This is a genomic window from Luteolibacter ambystomatis (genome assembly GCF_018137965.1).
In the GTDB taxonomy this organism is placed as follows: Bacteria; Verrucomicrobiota; Verrucomicrobiia; order Verrucomicrobiales; family Akkermansiaceae; genus Luteolibacter; species Luteolibacter ambystomatis.
Genome location: NZ_CP073100.1, coordinates 5,021,748 through 5,040,096 on the forward strand (window position 1 = coordinate 5,021,748; position 18,349 = coordinate 5,040,096).

Annotated in this window: 17 protein-coding genes and 1 tRNA gene; 13 read left to right on the top strand and 5 right to left on the bottom strand. The window is 62.9% G+C overall.

From position 1 onward, the window contains the following. Position 1: 1 nt before the first annotated feature. The 5 genes from KBB96_RS19635 to KBB96_RS19655 form a co-directional block, all read right to left on the bottom strand. The gene (locus tag KBB96_RS19635) at positions 2 to 3,367 is read right to left on the bottom strand and encodes a helix-hairpin-helix domain-containing protein (RefSeq protein WP_211631194.1); all 3,366 of its coding nucleotides are present in this window, start codon (positions 3,365 to 3,367) and stop codon (positions 2 to 4) included. A 282-nt stretch (positions 3,368 to 3,649) separates the two neighbouring features. Continuing rightward, positions 3,650 to 5,563 (bottom strand): heavy metal translocating P-type ATPase, encoded by a 1,914-nt coding sequence (locus KBB96_RS19640; protein ID WP_211631195.1) that lies wholly within the window; start codon positions 5,561 to 5,563, stop codon positions 3,650 to 3,652. A gap of 84 nt (positions 5,564 to 5,647) precedes the next feature. Next, complete coding sequence (locus KBB96_RS19645) at positions 5,648 to 7,123, bottom strand: leucyl aminopeptidase family protein (RefSeq protein WP_211631196.1); 1,476 nt, start codon at positions 7,121 to 7,123, stop codon at positions 5,648 to 5,650. A gap of 28 nt (positions 7,124 to 7,151) precedes the next feature. After that, entirely contained in the window at positions 7,152 to 8,519 is a 1,368-nt protein-coding gene (locus KBB96_RS19650; protein ID WP_211631197.1) for an MBL fold metallo-hydrolase, read from the bottom strand. A 62-nt stretch (positions 8,520 to 8,581) separates the two neighbouring features. Further along, positions 8,582 to 9,097 (bottom strand): peroxiredoxin, encoded by a 516-nt coding sequence (locus KBB96_RS19655; RefSeq protein WP_211631198.1) that lies wholly within the window; start codon positions 9,095 to 9,097, stop codon positions 8,582 to 8,584. A gap of 131 nt (positions 9,098 to 9,228) precedes the next feature. On the opposite strand from KBB96_RS19655, the gene KBB96_RS19660 reads away from it, so the two are divergent. The 13 genes from KBB96_RS19660 to rpsC all read left to right on the top strand — a co-directional run bounded on the left by KBB96_RS19660 (position 9,229) and on the right by rpsC (position 18,333). Further along, positions 9,229 to 9,303: transfer RNA gene (locus KBB96_RS19660), tRNA-Met, on the top strand. 714 nt (positions 9,304 to 10,017) lie between these two features. Next, a complete protein-coding gene (gene rpsL, locus KBB96_RS19665; RefSeq protein ID WP_211631199.1) occupies positions 10,018 to 10,431 on the top strand; it encodes a 30S ribosomal protein S12 in 414 nt (137 codons plus the stop codon). A gap of 40 nt (positions 10,432 to 10,471) precedes the next feature. Then, entirely contained in the window at positions 10,472 to 10,945 is a 474-nt protein-coding gene (gene rpsG, locus KBB96_RS19670) for a 30S ribosomal protein S7 (RefSeq protein ID WP_211631200.1), read from the top strand. Between the two features lie 57 nt (positions 10,946 to 11,002). Beyond that, on the top strand, positions 11,003 to 13,165 hold the full coding sequence (fusA, locus tag KBB96_RS19675; RefSeq protein ID WP_211631201.1) for an elongation factor G: 2,163 nt from the start codon (positions 11,003 to 11,005) through the stop codon (positions 13,163 to 13,165). Between the two features lie 32 nt (positions 13,166 to 13,197). Next, positions 13,198 to 13,506, top strand: coding sequence for a 30S ribosomal protein S10 (gene rpsJ, locus KBB96_RS19680; RefSeq protein WP_211631202.1), 309 nt, complete (start codon positions 13,198 to 13,200; stop codon positions 13,504 to 13,506). A gap of 55 nt (positions 13,507 to 13,561) precedes the next feature. Beyond that, on the top strand, positions 13,562 to 14,197 hold the full coding sequence (gene rplC / locus KBB96_RS19685; RefSeq protein WP_211631203.1) for a 50S ribosomal protein L3: 636 nt from the start codon (positions 13,562 to 13,564) through the stop codon (positions 14,195 to 14,197). Between the two features lie 39 nt (positions 14,198 to 14,236). Further along, on the top strand, positions 14,237 to 14,845 hold the full coding sequence (gene rplD, locus KBB96_RS19690; RefSeq protein ID WP_211631204.1) for a 50S ribosomal protein L4: 609 nt from the start codon (positions 14,237 to 14,239) through the stop codon (positions 14,843 to 14,845). Between the two features lie 23 nt (positions 14,846 to 14,868). Next, the gene (gene rplW / locus KBB96_RS19695) at positions 14,869 to 15,153 is read left to right on the top strand and encodes a 50S ribosomal protein L23 (protein ID WP_211631205.1); all 285 of its coding nucleotides are present in this window, start codon (positions 14,869 to 14,871) and stop codon (positions 15,151 to 15,153) included. Positions 15,154 to 15,197: 44 nt separating this feature from the next. Further along, positions 15,198 to 16,040 carry a 50S ribosomal protein L2 gene (gene rplB, locus KBB96_RS19700; protein WP_211631206.1) on the top strand — a complete coding sequence of 281 codons (843 nt, stop codon included), beginning with the start codon at positions 15,198 to 15,200 and terminating at the stop codon, positions 16,038 to 16,040. Positions 16,041 to 16,074: 34 nt separating this feature from the next. Further along, positions 16,075 to 16,347, top strand: coding sequence for a 30S ribosomal protein S19 (rpsS, locus tag KBB96_RS19705; protein WP_211631207.1), 273 nt, complete (start codon positions 16,075 to 16,077; stop codon positions 16,345 to 16,347). Positions 16,348 to 16,374: 27 nt separating this feature from the next. Beyond that, entirely contained in the window at positions 16,375 to 17,076 is a 702-nt protein-coding gene (locus tag KBB96_RS19710; protein WP_211631208.1) for a hypothetical protein, read from the top strand. A gap of 32 nt (positions 17,077 to 17,108) precedes the next feature. Continuing rightward, positions 17,109 to 17,534, top strand: coding sequence for a 50S ribosomal protein L22 (gene rplV, locus KBB96_RS19715; protein WP_211631209.1), 426 nt, complete (start codon positions 17,109 to 17,111; stop codon positions 17,532 to 17,534). A gap of 34 nt (positions 17,535 to 17,568) precedes the next feature. Continuing rightward, the gene (gene rpsC / locus KBB96_RS19720) at positions 17,569 to 18,333 is read left to right on the top strand and encodes a 30S ribosomal protein S3 (protein WP_211631210.1); all 765 of its coding nucleotides are present in this window, start codon (positions 17,569 to 17,571) and stop codon (positions 18,331 to 18,333) included. The last annotated feature ends 16 nt before the right edge of the window (positions 18,334 to 18,349 follow it).

The window sequence follows — 18,349 nt, forward strand, 5'->3', positions numbered from 1 at the left end:
TTCAGACTTCGGACGGCAGCAGCCAGCGGAACGAGACCATCTGATAGCGGCGGCCGAAGATCTGGTTGATGGGGGAGAGGGAGGCGGCGGCGACCGTCGACTTGTTCGTCGGATCCACATTGGCGCCGCCGCGGGTGACTTCCGCTTCACACCAGGCACGGGCGGTAACCTTGCCGCTGCCGTCCACCGATTCACCGTAGCCGCGGATCAGGAAACTGTCCGAGCGGGCGGACAGATAGGGTGCCAGCGGAGTGAGAATGTCCGCCTGCTTCACCACACCGGGGATGCCATACGCGGCGGGGCCGTTCTCGGCCTCCGGGAAGACATAGCCGCGGCTGCCATCCACCGATGCGGCGCGACTACCACTGTTGTAGTACTTGTTGATCGAGACGGCGGGGGAATCCAACGCGCTCTGGAGCGTGCCTGCCTTCGCGAGATCCTTGTCGGAACCCGGGCGGCGGTTGATGAAATCCGCCAGGCACAGGAACGGCCCGCGCTTCCGCACTTCGTAAACGATGGCCCGTGCGAGTTCATCGATCTCTCCATCCTTCAGCACCCGGTGGCCGGTCCATTGCGGCGTGGAAAGGACGTCTCCGAGCGTCTCTCCCTCCGCCAGCAGGTCGGCGGGAGTCTGGATCCCCATCACCGGCACGCCTGCGGAACTGATCGAAACCTCGGTTCCGGAGGCATCGCGGGCGGCGAGCTGCTGGTTGCGCACACCGGAGAGGAAGGTGCGCCAGGCTTCCACGGAGGTGGAGTTCACGTTGAACATTCCTTCCACGCACATTGCGGACGCCATCTCGTCCACCGCCTGCGCGGACGGCGTGTCGCCACTGAACCAGCGGCCCAGCAAGGCCTCTTTGGTTTCGCCGGTATCGGGGGCGGAGTAGAGGTAGCGGGAGTTCGGCAACGGCCGGGTTCCGGCGAAGAACTGCTGGGCGACCTGGCGTTGGCCGATTTTTGAACTGAAGCTGTCGGCGGTCTGCGGGGCGATGCTGGAAAGGAACCAGTCATCCCACAGGGCCTGGTTGGCGAGATAGGAATGGTCGGCGAGCTGGCGCGGACCATCGAGAGTGGAACTGGTCTGGTCGGATGGGATGATGGAAGGCGCGACGGAGTTCCCGATCGCGTGGCTGATCTGGGGCAGCAGATAGGAGCCTTGGGCGGGCAGGTTGCCATTCCAGGTGAAGCCATTGGCGAAGGCGTTTTGGAAAGCGGCGAGGGAGGTGAGCGGCTCGTGCGGCACCGAATGGGTGGTGACCAATGGAGTGCCGGACTGGGCGGTGACTCCGCCGCCGAAGTAGCTCTGGCCGTTCGGGGAGACTTCGAGGTTGCGGTTCTTCCAGGAATTCAGCGGCTCGATATGGACCTCGAAGGGCAGCGTTTCCAATTCGTCCGGGGTGAGGGTCTGGAAATCGGTGCCCGCACGCGGATTGTAGCGGGCCAGATAGCGGCCGGGGCGATCGGTGTCCTGCTCCGTCTTTGCGCCGAAGGAGAAGATCATCAGCGGCTCCTTGCGGCCCACCAACTGGGACGAGGAGATGGGACGCGAGGTCGAGGCCGGGACCTTGTTGAAGAAGTCCGGTTTCTGATTGGCATAGATGCGGCCGGTTGGCTTGCCACCCAGGTTGTCGATGGACGTGCCGGAGTTCAGGCCGAGGCTTTCGCCGCTGCCGGTGCGGTCCTCCTTGTAGAAGGTGTCGTTGGCGGTGAGGAACCAGGCCTGGGTGCCGAGTCCCTGGTTGCCATTTGGAGAGATCTCGTAGCGGAGGGTGTCTGCTGGATCGAGATAGACGGGGCTGCTGCCGTTTTTCACCGGAATGGCAACGCCTCCGCCGAAGTTCCAACCGGCCTTTGCCTGGATCTTGTTGAGGCCGGGATTGTAGGTGGCCGGTGAGGTGTTCGGCCCTTGGGAGAACATGACCACTTCACCAGGGCGGAGCACCACCGGCTGTGACTGGCCGATGACGAAGGTGAGGTAGTTGGCCTGGCCCCCCATGATGTTGGTCATGCTGATGGAGACATCGCCGCCCGTGAGCTTGAGTTTGAAGTCGTACGGAAGCTGCCAGAATTTGACGGAATGATAGGCCGGGGTGATGACCAGCGGCACGTCGAGCGGATTCCAGTAGGTGACGATCGGATCGACCACCATGTAGAGCTGGACCTTCGAGGCTCCGGCCACGGTTGCCGGGATGCCGTAGAAGGACAGGATCGTCTTGGTGCTGAGGAAAGTCGGCTGCTTGTAGAGCGTGAAGGAGTCTCCCTGCAGGGCGGCGAGGCTGGATGAGAGTTGGAGATAGGGCGTGGATGCCCCCATGTCACCGCCGGTGGTGTAGGTGAAGGCGCCGCCGGTTTTGAGCTGCTTGTAGAGGTTGTAGTAGAGCCACAGTTCGCCCTGGTTGATGCCATTCTGACCGCCGCTGGAGTAGAGGGTGTTTCCCATCAGGGAGTTGAGCGGTTGTTCCATCTGCATCGAGAGGTCCTTCCGGAAGCCACCGGTGCGCACGTTGGTCAGCAGGCCGGTGGAGCGTCCGGCAAGGTCGTGAAAGAGTGGTTTCGGCGCGTTCGGTGAGACGGCCACGAGTTCGCCCTGCTTCCAGCCGGTGAGACTGCGCACCCGGGTATCGGCCGGCGTGATCGAGGAGAATGGTTTCTCCCCTGTGCCGCTGACGGCGACCTCCAGCGAAGTGCGGGGCGAGGACTGGAGTCCTTGGCGGGCGGCGGCGAGATCCGTGGAAGTGCCGGGCGCGGGCGTGGAAAGCGGGGCTTTCACCCCCTGGTCACCCACCCACCAGCCATAGCGGGCCACCACTTTGCCCGATGCGTTGTAGTCCACCAGCGGCACCTGGACCGTGCCGATGCCAGTGTCACCGAGCGTCCCCTTGCCGACCAACTCCACGCCACCGCTGCCATTGGGGGCGGACCTGGCGAAATCGAGAAGGCGGGCCTCCGAGTCCGGGGCGGAAACAAGCCAGCGCTGGAACTCCGGTGCGGGACGGGTTGTCGCCGTATTCAGCCACGATTTGTAAACGCCGGTCCAGTGGCTGCGAGTCGCCTGGGCACCGGTGGATTTCCCATCCGCCGCGCCCGGGATCTGATCCGCCGCGATGGTGATGCGCTGGTCCGGGCCGGTTTGTTTCTGAAGCTCCCCGATGGCAAGTTGCAGGGCGAGGCGCGCGTTCGAACGGGCCACCGCTTGATCCGCCTGAGCCTGGGAGCTCCGGAGCGTGATCGTGGACAGTGACAGCAGCCCCAATGCGAGGATGCAAAGCAGCATCATCATCATCAGCGTGACCAGGAGGCTGAATCCGCGGCGTGGAGGCCGCCCGGCCAGATGGGGAGGGACTATGAAAAGGGTCTTTTTCATCGTGCGGGAAAGATTGAAAGCTGGAACTCGAATGTATGGTCTTTGTGCCTCAATCGCCTTCTGTTGCATGCAAGATGATTTGACGCATGAGGTGGCTATTGAGAGCGTAACTTCATCATCTGGAGCGAATCAGAAGGAGTGGCGGCAAATCACGCGCTGAGCATGGGCAGTAGAGGGAAACATTTCATGCAACTGCTGCATCATGCTCTCGATTCGCCATTTGCGTCAGTCGGCAGTACTGCCGACACGCCAAATTTCCCCCGCAATTTGCCGATCCGGCTCTCAGTTTCTGGCCACAAAGAGCAGCCGCAGGCTGTTCAAGACCACGATGACAGTGGAACCCTCGTGGCCTAACACTCCCACGGGCAGCGGAATCCACGCTCCCAGCGCGGAGAGAGCGAGCACCAGCACGATCCCCAGGGAGATCGCCAGATTCTGGCGGATGATGCGGGTGGCGCGGCGGCTGAGATTGAGCGCGGTGAGCACTTTCTCCAGCTTGTCCTGGGTCAGGACGATGTCCGCCTGCTCCAGCACGGCATCCGAACCCCGCAGCCCCATGCCAATCGAAACGTCCGCCGCTGCCAGCGAAGGCGCGTCGTTGACTCCATCACCGACCATGGCCACGCGTTCACCGGCGGCCCGCCAGGCTTTGATTGCGGCGACCTTGTCCTCGGGAGTCAGTCCGGCGCGGGCTTCGTCGAGGTTGAGCTCCTTTGCCACCAGCTCGGCGGCTTGCGGGCGATCGCCGGTGAGCATGGTAACCTTCAGTCCTTCCTGATGGAGCCGTGCGATGAGGCCTTTCGATTCGGGGCGGAGCGCATCGCGGAGCAGGATGCGGCCGGTGGTTTGTCCGGAGCCGACAATGACCTCGGTGAGGCCGGGTTCGGGATCCGGCAGGCCGGCCACCCAGGCGTTGCCGGGGAACAGACCGCGCCGTCCTTGCGAAACGGGCATGCCATCGAGTTCTCCACGCAGGCCTTGTCCGGAGATGGACTCCACCTTGTCCGCTGCGGTGGCCTCGGAGCCGTGGCGCTTGTGCCAGGTCGCGGCGATGGCACGTGAGAGCGGATGCGTGGATCGGCGTGAGAGACCGGCTGCCAGCCGCAGCACCTCGTCCTCCGCGCCCGGGGCGGCGGCTTCGATGGAGACCAGTTCCAGCTCGCCCTTGGTCAGCGTGCCGGTTTTGTCCACTGCCAGCCGTTGGATGGTCGCAAGGTTTTCCACCGCGATGCCGCCACGAAATAGAATGCCACGCCGTGCTCCGGCGGCGATGCCGGTGAGGATCGCACTGGGAATGGAGATCACCAGCGCGCAGGGCGAGCACACGACCAGCAAGGTCATGGCACGATAGAGCGCGGAGGTTTTGCCTGGTTCGGAAACAAAGGCGGGGAGTCCGAATGCAAACCTCCACACGAGGAACATCACCAAGGATAGGGCGAGAACGCCGAGCGTATAGCCGGTACCGAAGCGGTCGGTGAAGCGTTGCGACGGTGCCTTGCTGGCCTGGGCGTCGCGGATCAGGTCAATGATGCGTGCCTGTGCGCTGTCATGCGGCGGGCGGGTGACTTCCACGTCCACGGCACCCCAGGTGTTGAGCGTCCCGCCGAAGACGGTATCGCCCGCGGCTTTGTCCACCGGCTCGGACTCACCTGTTAGGGAAGCTTCGTCGGCCGCGGATTCGCCGCGGATCACGCGTCCATCCGCGGGGAACTGCGAGCCGGGCAGGATGCGGACGTGGTCTCCTGCTTGTAGTGACTCGACTTGAATCTCCTGCTCCTTGCCATCCGCTGTGATGAGCGTGGCGGTTTTCGGAGCATCGCGGAAGAGGCTCTTGATCTCACGTTCGGTGCGGGCCATCGCCATCGCTTCGAGGGCGTTGCTCAGGGAGAACAGGAACAGTAGCGCCGCACCTTCCCACCACGCTCCGATGGCGGCCGCTCCGATGGCCACGGCCAGCATCAGGAAGTGGATATCGAGGCGGAAGCTCTTCAGGCGGTCGAAGGTATCGAGTGCTGCGTCCCAGCCGCCGCACAAATAGGCCGCCGCATAGGCCGCATAGGCGAGGTTCGGCGGAGCGCCGGAACGCTGGAGAAACACGCCCGCTAGTGTGAAGAGTCCGCAACCCGCGGCCGAAGCCAGCAGCAGTTTCCACGACGGGCCTTCGCCGTGATCATGACCATGGGCGTGATCGTGCATCGCCCGCCATCATCGCCCAAGTGATGTTAGGGTGCAAGAAGGTTGCCGCATTGCAACCCGTGCGCGAATGCATGTCGTGTGCGGTTAGCGCTTCTCCCAACCCGCAAGCAGCGCGGTCAACGTTCGCACGCCCCATCCGGTCGGGCCCTTCGGATAGAGGCCCTGCCAATCGTGGTCGCCATCGCTCACCGCCGTGCCGGCGAGGTCGAGGTGCAGCCATGGCGTTACCGGCATGCTTTTCGGTGCGTCTTCCCCCACGAAGAAGGAAAGATACGCGGCCCCGGTCCCGGCATGCGAGTAGCGGTAGGGCGAGGAGTTGTGCAAATCGGCGACGCCCGCGCGCATCTGGTCGCGCAGCGATTCATCCAGTGGCAAACGCCACACGCGCTCATCGGCTTGGCGGGAGGCGTCCTCCAGTTCCTTCACCAGCTCATCGTTGTTGCTGAAGACGCCGGTGATGGTGCGGCCCAGTGCGACCAGCACGCCACCGGTGAGAGTGGCGGCATCGATCACCGCGGACGGCTTGTAAGTTTTCGTGCCCCAGGCGAGCGCATCGGCGAGGACGAGGCGGCCTTCGGCATCGGTGTTGGTGATCTCGCAGGTCACGCCGTTGGCGTGGGTGATCACGTCATCGAGGCGGTAGCAGGTGGAGTCGATCATGTTCTCCGCCGCAGCGAGGATGCACACCACGCGGGTCTTCACCTTGAGAAGCGCGAGCGCCTCCATCACGGCGAGCATCGTGCAACCGCCCGCCTTGTCCACCTTCATGCCCTTGCCACCATCGGCCTTGATGGAAAGGCCGCCGGAGTCATAGGTCATGGTCTTGCCCACCAGCAGCACCGGCGCGGTTTTCTTTTTGGAAGGATTCCACTCCATCACCACCATGCGCGGTGGAGTGACGGAACCGGCGCCTACGGCGAGCAGTCCGCCCATGCTGAGCTTCTTCGCCTCGGCGGCACCGATCACGCGGATCGGCATGCCATGCGTTTTCGCGATGTCCTTGGCGCGTGCCGTCATCCACTCCGGCGTGGCGATGTTCGGCGGTGTGGTGGACAGCATGCGTGCGGTGTTCACCGCTTGGCCGAGAAGCAGGCCGGTCTTGAAGCCGGCATGGAAACGCGGATCGAGCGTGATCTTCAGCGAGGCATCGGCCTTGGCGGCGCTCGCGGTTCCGGCGAAGGGCTTGGAATCGAAGGTGGCGATGGCGAGGCCTTCCGCGAGCGCCTGGCCCACGGCGGCATCCTCCGGAGATTCATCTGCAAGCGCGAACAGGTCGAATGCGAAATCGCCGACGTTTAACTCCTGCATCGCTTTTACAGCACGCACGGCACCGAGTCGCAGCGCGGCGGTGCCTGCGTTTTCCTCGATGCCGATGAACACGGTGACGCGGCCCTTCGCATCGACCAACGTGCGGGTTTGTTTCGCGGACAGTGGGATATCCTTCAGCGCGGCGGCCAGAGGAGCGGAGAGTTTTTTTCTCGCGACTTCACCCGCAGGCAGAAGAACGGCGACGGCTTGGGTGGCGGATGCCTTGGAACGACGGAGCGTGATGACGGACATGACGATGAACGAACGACGAAACGAAAGATCAGATCACATGTTCCTCGCCCGGCTGCGGGACGATGACCTGGGTGCCCGGCAGCTTCTCGGCGAGCTGCTGCTTGAACCACTCGACGGCCGGTTCGTCACCATGGACGAGGAAGGTCTTCGGTGGGTTCACCTTGATGATGTAGTCGAGCAGCGCTTCGCGGGTGGCGTGGCCGCTGAAGTCGAACACCTTCACGTCGCAGTTGATCGGCACCGCGCCATGGGCCGCATCGATGGTGACAAGATCGCCCTGTGTCGCCGCACGGATCTTGCCGCCAGGGGAGGAGGGATCGGCATAGCCTACGAAGAACAGGCCGTTCTTCTTGTTCTCGAGGATGCCGGTGCGGGCGAAAAGATTCGAGACGGTCTTTTCCGTCATCATCCCGCTGGAGAGTGCGTAGATGGCACCCTGCACCAGTGGGATCTGGCGCGGCTTGCGGCGGTCGCGGTTTCCTGCTTCCAGATCCATGTCCGCGAGGATGCGGAAGCCGGGGAGCTTGCGGCGGGAAGTATCACTATGGCGATCGTAGATGAGCGTCATCTTCGTGCTCAGGCCGCCGATGTAGACCGGAGTCTTGTAGGGAATGAGATTCTCCTGCTTGAAGCGGTGGATCATTGCCAGCACCTCCTGGGTCTTGCCCATCGCGAAGACCGGCAGCAGCACCGAGCCCTTGCGTGCGATCACCCGCGAGATCGCTTCGCCGAGCGCGTTTTCCTCGGAAAGCCGGGTATAGTCCGGACGCCGCGCGTAGTCGCCGCGGGTGGTCTCGATCACCAGCGCGTCCACCGGGCCATGCGGCAGGATCGCGCCCTTTTGAATGGTGGCGTCCTCGAAATTCACGTCGCCGGTGTAGAGCAGCGTCTTGCCATCCGCCTTCAGCGTCACGCCCACCGAACCGAGGATGTGGCCGGCATCATGGAAGGTCGCGCGGATCTTGCCGTCCGGATCGACATCGAAGGGGCGCTCGATGCCGCGCAGCTCGAATTTCTCGGCGATGACATCGATCTCGCGGTGCTCGAAAAGCGGATATTCATTGATTCCCAGCTCGATCCGCTTCGCCTGCATCACGTTGACGGAATTGTGCAGCATCGCGCAGGCGAGGTCCGCGGTTTCCGGCGTGAGGAACACCTTCGATTGCGGCTGCTGCTCCAACAGCACCGGCATGGTGCCGACGTGATCGAGGTGGGAGTGTGTGATGATGGTTGCATCCACGCTGCCCGGCTCGAGCAGTTCGAACCGTGGACAAGCTTCGGGGCCCTCCAATTCCGGGTGCATGCCGGAATCAAGAACGACACGGGCACCGGACGCTTCCAGCAGGTAGGAGTTCGCGCCGATTCCAGCGTGGCGGCAGAGGCTTTTGAAAATCATTCGGTCCGGGAAAGTCCGCCGACCATGGGGGACCGGGGCGGTCGTGTCAACCGGGCCAAGTATCAGGCATTTGCGGAGCGGATCGCACTCAAGGCATCGGCGGCCTGTTGCTCGGTGGCGGCGGAGAGATCCCGCCACACTAGGACGCCATCCTTGAACAAAAACGCCTGCCGCCGCGTGAAGCCGAAGGAATGCGGCACGCCGAAGGCCTCCGCCAGCTCTGCCTCGGTATCCGCCAGCAGCGGGAAGGGGAGGTGGTGCTTCGCGCGGAATTCTTTCTGGCGCTCCACACTGTCGAGGCTGGCTCCATAGACGTGAGCACCCAGATCGAGCAGATCGGCATAGGAATCGCGGAGGCTGCACGCCTGCTTGGTGCAGCCCGGGGTATCCGCGCGCGGATAGAAATACACCAGCAGCCAGCCGGTGGCGCCCATGCCGGAGAGGTTCACGGCCGTGCCGGAATCGTCCGGCACCGTCACGCTGGGAATGCGCGCGCCGAGCGGCAGGGCTTCTCCCGCGGAGGAAAACCAGCGGCCGATACCATCGAGGATGCGGGAAACGGTGGATTCCGATGCCATGGCATACAGGTGTCAGGTTGTTCCGGACTTGCAACCCGCCGATGCGGATGAATTTTCCAATGGACAACCACGTGGAGCGGCGATAAAGCGTGCGCCCCGCGCGGTGACTTCCATCGCAGGGAAACGAACGTGGCAGAGTAGCTCAGGGGTAGAGCAGAGGACTCATAAGCCTTTGGTCGGCGGTTCAAATCCGCCCTCTGCTACCACGTTTCCTTCTTTTCTTTTCTGGTGTCCGGTCTTTTGCCGGAACACATCCCGCAGTATGGGATTCCGATGATCGCCTGCGAAGCAGCGCCGTGTCCCGCCCGGCGCTGCTTCGCAGGCGTCCCGGTGGCGCTATATATAAGAGGGTGTACCGAAACCCCGGTTGAAGTTTCTTCGTCCCGTTGGGACGAAGAAGGTTTCGGCGCCCCCTCTGAGAGCGGGTCGCAGCGATTTGGCGGGAACTGGAGAGCCAGGCGGGAGAGGTGAGGGGTTTGCCGGGCTCTCGCAGACCTTCGTCCGGGCAGTGAAGTGACTTTTTTGTCGGCTTTCTCTGAAAATTTTTTGGCGGATTCTGGAGATGGAACCCGCCAATTTTTAACCCGGCAGGGGATAAAAGTGCCGGACACGGGCGAAATCCGGGTGCTCCCGGGAGAGGATTTGTTAGTCTATAGTTCTCATTCTGAGCGATATGCGTGCCTGGTGGATGATGGTGGCGGCTGCTGCAAATAATTTCAAAATAGGGCTTGTCAGATCCTCGGCGATCACTAGATTCGCCGCCCCGCATTGCGACCCCGGGTGCCAAGTCACCCCGGCTCGCCTACATGGGATCAATTTTATCGGGTGCAGCTCCGGATAACAGGCTCCTGCGAGGATTCTCGCCGGCGCTCTGGTTTGCACTCGAAGCACGATGCAAATCCAGAACCACGCAGGATAACATGCCGACCATCAATCAGCTCGTTCGCAAAGGGCGCCTCACTCCGGCTGAAAAGTCGAAGTCGCCGGCATTGGCGAACTGCCCCCAGCGCCGCGGAGTCTGCCTCCAGGTTATGACCCGCACGCCGAAGAAGCCGAACTCGGCGCTTCGTAAAGTGGCCAAGGTTCGCCTGACGAACGGCTACGAAGTCATCGCCTACATCGGTGGTGAAGGCCACAACCTCCAGGAGCACTCGATCGTTCTCGTGCGTGGTGGTCGTGTGAAGGACCTTCCGGGTGTCCGCTACCACATCGTCCGTGGCTCCCTCGATACCCTCGGTGTCGACAAGCGCCGCCAGGCTCGCTCGAAGTACGGTGCCAAGCGTCCGAAGCCGGGCCAGGCCGCCGCTCCCGCCAAAGGTGGCAAGAAGAAGTAAGCCTTCTTTCAATCGACTTTAACACCAACCGATTCCCGCCATGCCCCGCCGCAAGCGCGTTTTCACCAAGCCCGACCGTAGCGATCCGCGCTACGCCAGCCCTCTCGTCGGCCACCTCATCAGCAAGGTCATGCGTGATGGCAAGCGTTCGCTCGCCCAGCGCATCGTCTACGCCGCGATCGACAAGGCCAACGAAGGTGTCGACACCATCGACCCGCTCGAGGTCATCACCCGTGCGATCGAGAACGCCAAGCCGCGCGTGGAAGTGAAGTCCCGCCGCGTGGGTGGTGCCACCTACCAGGTGCCGCTCGAAGTTGCCGCCGACCGTTCCGAGTCCCTCGCCATGCGCTGGATCTGCACGTATGCCCGCAACCGCAAGGGCACGCCGATGCACGTCGCCCTCGCCAACGAGATCAAGGACGCCGCCAACAACCAGGGCAACGCCGTCCGCAAGCGCGACGACGTCCACAAGATGGCCCAGGCCAACCGCGCCTTCGCCCACTTCCGCTGGTAATCACAGCTCAGCAGACGCTCCAAGAAACTCCAACGCCCGCCGGTCTCCGGCAAGACGATGTCCGCCAACCCCAACAGTCCAAACCGCCAGTATACGCTGGAGCGCACCCGGAATATCGGGATCGCCGCTCACATCGATGCTGGCAAGACGACGTTGACGGAGCGGATTTTGTTCTACACGGGCATGATCCACAAGATCGGTGAGGTGCACGATGGTGCCGCCACCACCGACTGGATGGAGCAGGAGCGCGAGCGCGGCATCACCATCACCTCCGCCGCTGTCACCACCGAATGGTGGCAGCGCAATGAGGACGGTGTGACCAAGCTCTTCCCGGAGCTCAAGCAGCGCATCAACATCATCGACACCCCCGGCCACGTGGACTTCACGGCCGAGGTGGAGCGCTCGCTCCGCGTGCTCGATGGCGCGATCGTCGTGTTCTGCGGCGTCGCCGGTGTCCAGCCCCAGACCGAGACCGTCTGGCGCCAGGCCACCAAGTATCATGTTCCGCGTATCGTGTTCGTCAACAAGATGGACCGCACCGGCGCGAACTTCCAGAACGTCTTCAATGAGGTGAAGGAGAAGCTCGGTGCCCATGCGGCCCGCATTCTCATCCCGATCGGTGCCGAGGATCATCTCATCGGCCAGATCGACGTCGTGAACCAGAAGGCCATCTTCTATTCCGACAGTGACAAGTTCGGTTCCACCTATGAGGTGCGCGATCTCGATGACGCCCAGAAGGCCGTCGCCGAGGAAGCCTACGGAGAGCTTGTCAATGCCGTTGCCGATGTGGACGACGTGCTCGGTGAAAAGATCCTCATGGAGGAAGCCTTCACCAAGGCCGATCTCAAGGCCGCCATCCGCCGCGCCACGATCGCCAACAAGCTGATCCCGGTCGCAGGTGGTTCCGCTTTCAAGAATAAGGGCGTCCAGTATCTCCTCGATGCCGTTGTCGACTACCTCCCGAGCCCGCTCGACCTGCCGCCGGCGGTCGGCATGGATCCGGACGACCACGATCGCCACATCGAGGTCATCACCTCCGACAACGAGAAGTTTGTCTCGCTCGCCTTCAAACTCTGGGCGGACAAATTCGTCGGAAAGCTCGTTTTCTTCCGCGTCTACTCCGGCTCGATCAAGAAGGGCGACACGGTCTACAACCCGCGCACCCGCCGATCCGAGCGCGTCGGCCGCCTGATCCGCATCCAGTCCAACGAGCACAAGGACGTGGATGTCTGTTACTCCGGTGACATTGCCGCCATGGTCGGCATCAAGAACGTCACCACCGGCGATACCCTCGCCGCCGAAGACCACGACGTGGTCCTCGAACCCCCCACTTTCCCGGAACCGGTCATCTCCATGGCCGTCGAACCGAAAACCAAAGCCGACCAGGAAAAACTGGCGCTCGCCTTGGGCCGCCTCTCCGAAGAAGACCCGACCTTCATGGTCAAGACGGACGAGGAAACCGGCCAGACCATCATCGCTGGCATGGGCGAACTCCACCTGGAGATCATCGTCGACCGCCTCAAGCGCGAGTTCAAGGTTGAGGCCAACACTGGGGCTCCGCAGATCGCCTACCGCGAGACCATCACCAAGGGCGCTCCGGGCGAAGGCAAGCTCGTCAAGCAGTCCGGTGGCCGCGGCCAATACGGCCACGTCCGCCTCGAGCTCAAGCCGAACGAAAAGGGCAAGGGCCTCACCATCGAGAACAAGGTGGTCGGTGGCGAAATCCCGAAGGAATACATCAACGCCGTCTACAAGGGCGTGAACGAGTCGATGACCAATGGCATCATCGCCGGCTTCCCGGTGATCGACGTCCACGTGGACATCCTCGGTGGTTCCTACCACGACGTGGACTCGAACGAAAACGCGTTCACCATGGCCGCCATCTTCGCGATGAAGGATGGCTTCAAGAAGGCCAAACCGATTCTCCTCGAGCCGATCATGGCCGTGGAAGTCTCCACTCCGGACGACTACCAGGGTGACGTGATGGGCGATCTCAACCGCCGCCGCGGTCAGATCCAGAACATGGAAACGAAAGGTCGTCTGGCCGTGATCCACGCCAACGTCCCTCTCAAGGAAATGTTCGGATACTCGACCGACGTCCGCACCATCTCATCCGGCCGCGCTTCGTATTCGATGACCCCGTCGCACTTCGAGCAGGTCCCCAACAACATCGTCGACCAAATCGTCAGCGAGCGCACGGGCTACTCCAGCCGCGACTGATCCACTCTCACGCACCAACCCCTTCACACGTCATGGACAACCAGAAAATCCGCATCCGCCTGCGCGCTTTCGATCACCGCGCGATCGACCGCTCGGCCCAGGAAATCGTGGAAACCGCCAAACGCACCGGTGCCAAGGTGGCTGGCCCGATTCCGCTTCCGACCCGCATCGAGAAGTTCAGCGTGAACCGTTCCGTCCACGTCAACAAGAAGTCGGCCGAGCAGTTCGAGATCCGCACCCACAAGCGCCTCCTCGACATCGTCGATCCCACCGCCCGCACCGTGGATGAGCTCAAGAAGCTCAACCTCCCCGCCGGTGTCGACATCACCATCCGCATCTGAGCCGCCGTCCGGGTATCTCTAGTTCTCAATTTCCAATCTCAAATTCTTCCACGCCATGTCTCTCGGACTCCTCGGCAAGAAAATCGGTATGACCCGCCTTTTTGATGAAAAGGCGCAGAGCATGATCCCCGTGACCGTCATCGACGTCGCCGGCAACACCGTGCTCCAGGTCAAGACCACTGAAAAGGACGGCTACTCCGCCGTGCAGGTCGGCTACGGCGACCAGAAGGAGCAGCGCGTTTCCAAGCCGGATCTCGGCCGCTTCAAGAAGGCCGGTTCCACCCCGAAGCGCTTCGTCAAGGAGTTCCGCTTCGCCGCTGGTGAAGCCGCTCCCGAAACCCACCCGGGTGTCGAGCTGTTCTCCGCCGGCCAGTGGGTCGACGTGATCGGCACGAACAAGGGCAAGGGCTTCCAGGGTGCTGTGAAGCGCCACGGCTTCGGTGGTCTCAAGATGACCCACGGCTCCATGATGCACCGCCGGACCGGAGCCATCGGCTGCCGCTCCACTCCGGGCCGCGTCTGGAAGAACCAGAAGATGCCGGGACACATGGGCTCCGTGAAGAGCACCGTCCAGAACCTCAAGATCGTGGCGGTCCGTCCGGAAGACGGCGTCATCCTCATCTCCGGTGCGATCCCGGGCGCGAAGGGCAACTACGTCACCGTCCGCGCTTCCAAGAAGAAGTCCGCCTGATTCCGGGCTCAACGCCGAACCCCGTAAACGATTCCAGCCATGCCCGCGAAATCCTTCACCGCTGAAGACGCGCAAGCCGCCAATGTCGTCCTCGTCGAGGCCGACCGTGGTTCCCAGGCCGTGCACGACCTCGTGACCGCCTACCGCGCGAACCGCCGCTCCGGTTCCGCCAACACCAAGACCCGTGGCGAAGTCCGCGGCAACAACAAGAAGATCTACAAGCAGAAGGGCACCGGTAACGCCCGTCACGGCGACAAGCGCGCCCCGATCTTCGTCGGTGGTGGCGTGGTCTTCGGCCCGCGTCCGCGTGATTACTCCAAGAAGGTTCCGAAGAACGTCCGCAAGCTCGCCCTGCGCCGCATCCTCGGTGACCTCGTCCGCTCCGAGTCGATCCACTCCGTGGACACCTTCTCGATCGCCGATGGCAAGACCAAGACCTTTGTCTCCACCGTGGAAGGCCTCGTCTCCCCGGGCAAGGTCCTGATCGTTTCGAACTCCTTCGACGATTCCACCTACCTCGCTGCCCGCAACGTCGTATGGGCCCAGCTCGTCACCGCGCTGGAACTCAACGTCGAGCAACTCATCCTCGCCGATTCCGTCCTCCTGGTCGGTGACGCCGTGGCGACCCTCGCCCAGCGCACCGCCTGAACCCCGGACCCACCCGCACGACCATGAAAGACATTTACCAGGTCATCAAGAACGTCCACCTCAGCGAAAAGGCCACCCTTCTCCAGGAGACCAACAACGAAATCGTCCTGCACGTTGACCGCAAGGCCAACAAGCTTGAGATCAAGCGGGCCGTGGAACAGCTCTTCGGCAAGAAGGTCGAAGGCGTCCGCACCGCCAATGTCACCGGCAAGTTGAAGCGCCAGCGCCGCGCCGATGCCGGCCGCACCGCCCACTGGAAGAAAGCCGTCGTCCGCCTCAAGCAAGGCGAATCGCTCGACCTCGTCTGATCGAGAGTCATTTACCCGCGAAAACTCGAAACTGAACGCGAGTCATGCCCCTTCACAATCTCAAGCCCGTCACGCCGTCCGCGCGTTACATGTCGCTTCCTTCCTTCGAGGAGGTCACCAAGACCAAGCCGGAGAAGAGCCTGCTCGAGCCCCTCAAGCGCTCCGGCGGTCGTAACAACACCGGCCGCATCACCTGCCGCCACATCGGCGGTGGTCACAAGCGCCATTACCGTCTCGTTGACTTCAAGCGCCGCAAGTTCGACGTGCCGGCGACCGTGGTCGGCATCGAATACGATCCGAACCGCACCTGCCGCATCGCCCTGATCCAGTATCAGGACGGCCAGAAGTCCTACATCCTTGCTCCGGCCGGTCTTGAGACCGGTGCCACCGTCGTCGCCGGCGAGAAAGTCGCCCCGAAGGTTGGCAACGCGATGCCCCTCAAGAACGTCCCGCTCGGCACCTCGATCCACAATATCGAGCTCACCCCGGGTGGTGGCGGCAAGGTGGCCCGCGCCGCCGGCCAGCAGGCCGTGCTCTCCAACCGCGAAGGCGGCTGGGCGCTCATCAAGATGCCTTCCGGCGAAATCCGTCGCTTCAACGAAGAGTGCCTCTGCACCATCGGTGTCGTCGGCAACCGCGACCACATGAACGAGTCCTCGGGCAAGGCTGGCCGCACGCGCTGGCAGGGTGTCCGTCCGACCGTCCGCGGTATGACGATGAACCCCGTCGACCACCCGAACGGTGGTGGTGAAGGCCGCTCCAAGTCCGGTGGTGGCCGCCAGCACCTCCTCAGCCCGTGGGGTCACGCCAAGGGCCAGAAGACGCGCAAGAAGAAGAAGCCGACCAACGCCTTCATCGTCGAATCCCGCCACAAGGCGAAGCGCTGATCCGCCCTAGCATCCATCCGAACTTTACGACGTCATGCCACGCTCGCTCAAAAAAGGTCCGTTCGTTGACCAGAAGCTTCTCGAAAAGATCGACGCCGTCGCCGCCGCTGGCGAGGACCGCAAGCCGATCAAGACCTGGAGCCGCAAGTCGATGATCACTCCCGACTTCGTCGGCCACAACTTCATCGTTCACAACGGCAAGACCTTCGTCCCCGTCTACGTGACCGAAAACATGGTCGGCCACAAGCTCGGTGAATTCGCACCGACCCGCATCTTCCGTGCCCACGGCGGCATCGGCAAGAAGTAAGCCGTCATCTCCTTCCGCCCGCCACCCATGGTCGCCTGCCTCCAGCCCCGCAGCCTCGCCGCAGTCCTCGGACTGCTCGGCACCGGTGCGGTGTGCGGTCAGGACGACGCCCGGGTGGCGATGCTGGAGGAGAGGGTCTCGGCGCTCCAGAAGAGCCTCGCCGAGTCCAACCAGAACGAGAAGAAGGCTGTCGAGCAGCTCAACCAGGTCCGCGAGCGTCTCGAGGCCCTCGGCAAGAACCTGCTCGATGGCGGAGACGACCGCCTGATCCAGGCCGCCTCCGATCTTCAACTCGCCAACGAACGCCTCAAGGGGCTGCAGGACGCATCCAGCCGTCTCGTGGCCACCATCAATGAATACCTGCGCCAGGCCGTGGTTTCCGATCCGGACGCCCGGCTTCGTGTCGAAACTTCTCTACGCGAGCTTGACGTACAGCTTGGTTTCAAAGACAAGCCCCGCCCCGCGCTTCGGACGGGCAGTCTTCAGCAGGCCAATATCGTCAGTATTGACCAGAAAAGCGGCCTGCTTGTCCTGAATGTTGGAGAAGCCCAGGGGGCCCGGATCGGAATGAGCTTCATGCTCACCCGCGCCAACCAGCCCTATGGAAAAGCCATCATCGCCGACCTTCGCAAGGATGTCTGCGGTGCCTTCGTCGAGCGACTCGACCGACCTACAGAAACCGCCCGACTTGGCGACTCCGCCACTCTCGAGACCCAACCGAACCGTTAATTTTTTCCCGAACCATCCACCTTTCACGACCGATGGAAGTCAAGAGCACCACCAAATACGTCCGTCTCTCGCCGAAGAAGGCGCGTGACGTCGCACGCGAAATCCAAGGCCTCCCCGTCTCGAGCGCCCTTGATATCCTCACCTTCACCCCGAAGAAGGCCGCGCACCTCATCGGCAAGACTCTCAAGACCGCCATCGCGGACGCCGAGCACAACTTCTCGCTGGATACCAGCACGCTCGTCGTGAAGGAAGCCGTCATCGGCATCGGTCCGGCAATCAAGCGCTTCAAGCCGCGTGCCAAGGGCTCCGCCGGTGGCATCCGCAAGCCCACCAGCCACATCTTCATCACCCTCGTCGGCTCCGCTCCGGAGAAGAAGAAGCGCGCCCCGCGCAAGGCCGCCGCCAAGAAGGCCGACAAGCCCGCCATCGAGGAAGCCGCTGCCGAAGAGCAGGCCTGATTCCCACCCCGCAACCTTTCACCAAGCACCGATCATGGGCCAGAAAGTCAATCCGATCGCCTTCCGCCTCGCCGTCAACAAAGACTGGCGTTCCAAGTGGTTCGCCACCGGCAAGGATTACACCACCAAGCTTCACGAGGACCTTGCCATCCGCAACTACCTCCGCAAGCGCCTCCAGTCCGCCGCTCTCGCCAAGGTCGTGATCGAGCGCGCTTGGAACAGCGTCCGCGTCACCCTGCACACCTCCCGTCCGGGTCTCATCATCGGCCGCCAGGGCCGTGACATCGAGATCATGACCAAGGACCTCAACGGTCTGTGCAACGGCGCCCAGGTCAAGATCGACATCCTTGAGATCCGCAAGCCGGAGCTCGATGCCCAGCTCGTCGCCGAGCAGGTCGCCGTCCAGCTCGAGCGCCGCATCAGCTTCCGCCGCGCCATGAAGCGCGCCATCCAGACCGCCATGGACTTCGGCGCGGAAGGCATCCGCCTCCGCTGCGCCGGCCGCCTCGGTGGTGCGGACATCGCCCGCTCCGAGTGGTACCGCGAAGGCAAGGTGCCGCTTCAGACCCTCCGCGTCCCGCTTGACTACGGCTTCGCCGAAGCCCGCACCCTTTACGGCGTCATCGGCGTGAAGTGCTGGGTGAACAAGAAGGAAGAAGAAGCCCGCCCGCAGGGTGAGCGCGGCCCCCGTGGCGACCGCGAAAACCGTGGCCCTCGTGGCGACCGCGAAAACCGTGGTCCCCGTGGTGATCGCGGCGACCGTGGTGGCGACCGCCGCCCCGCCCGCAACAACGGATAATCCGATCCGAACCGAA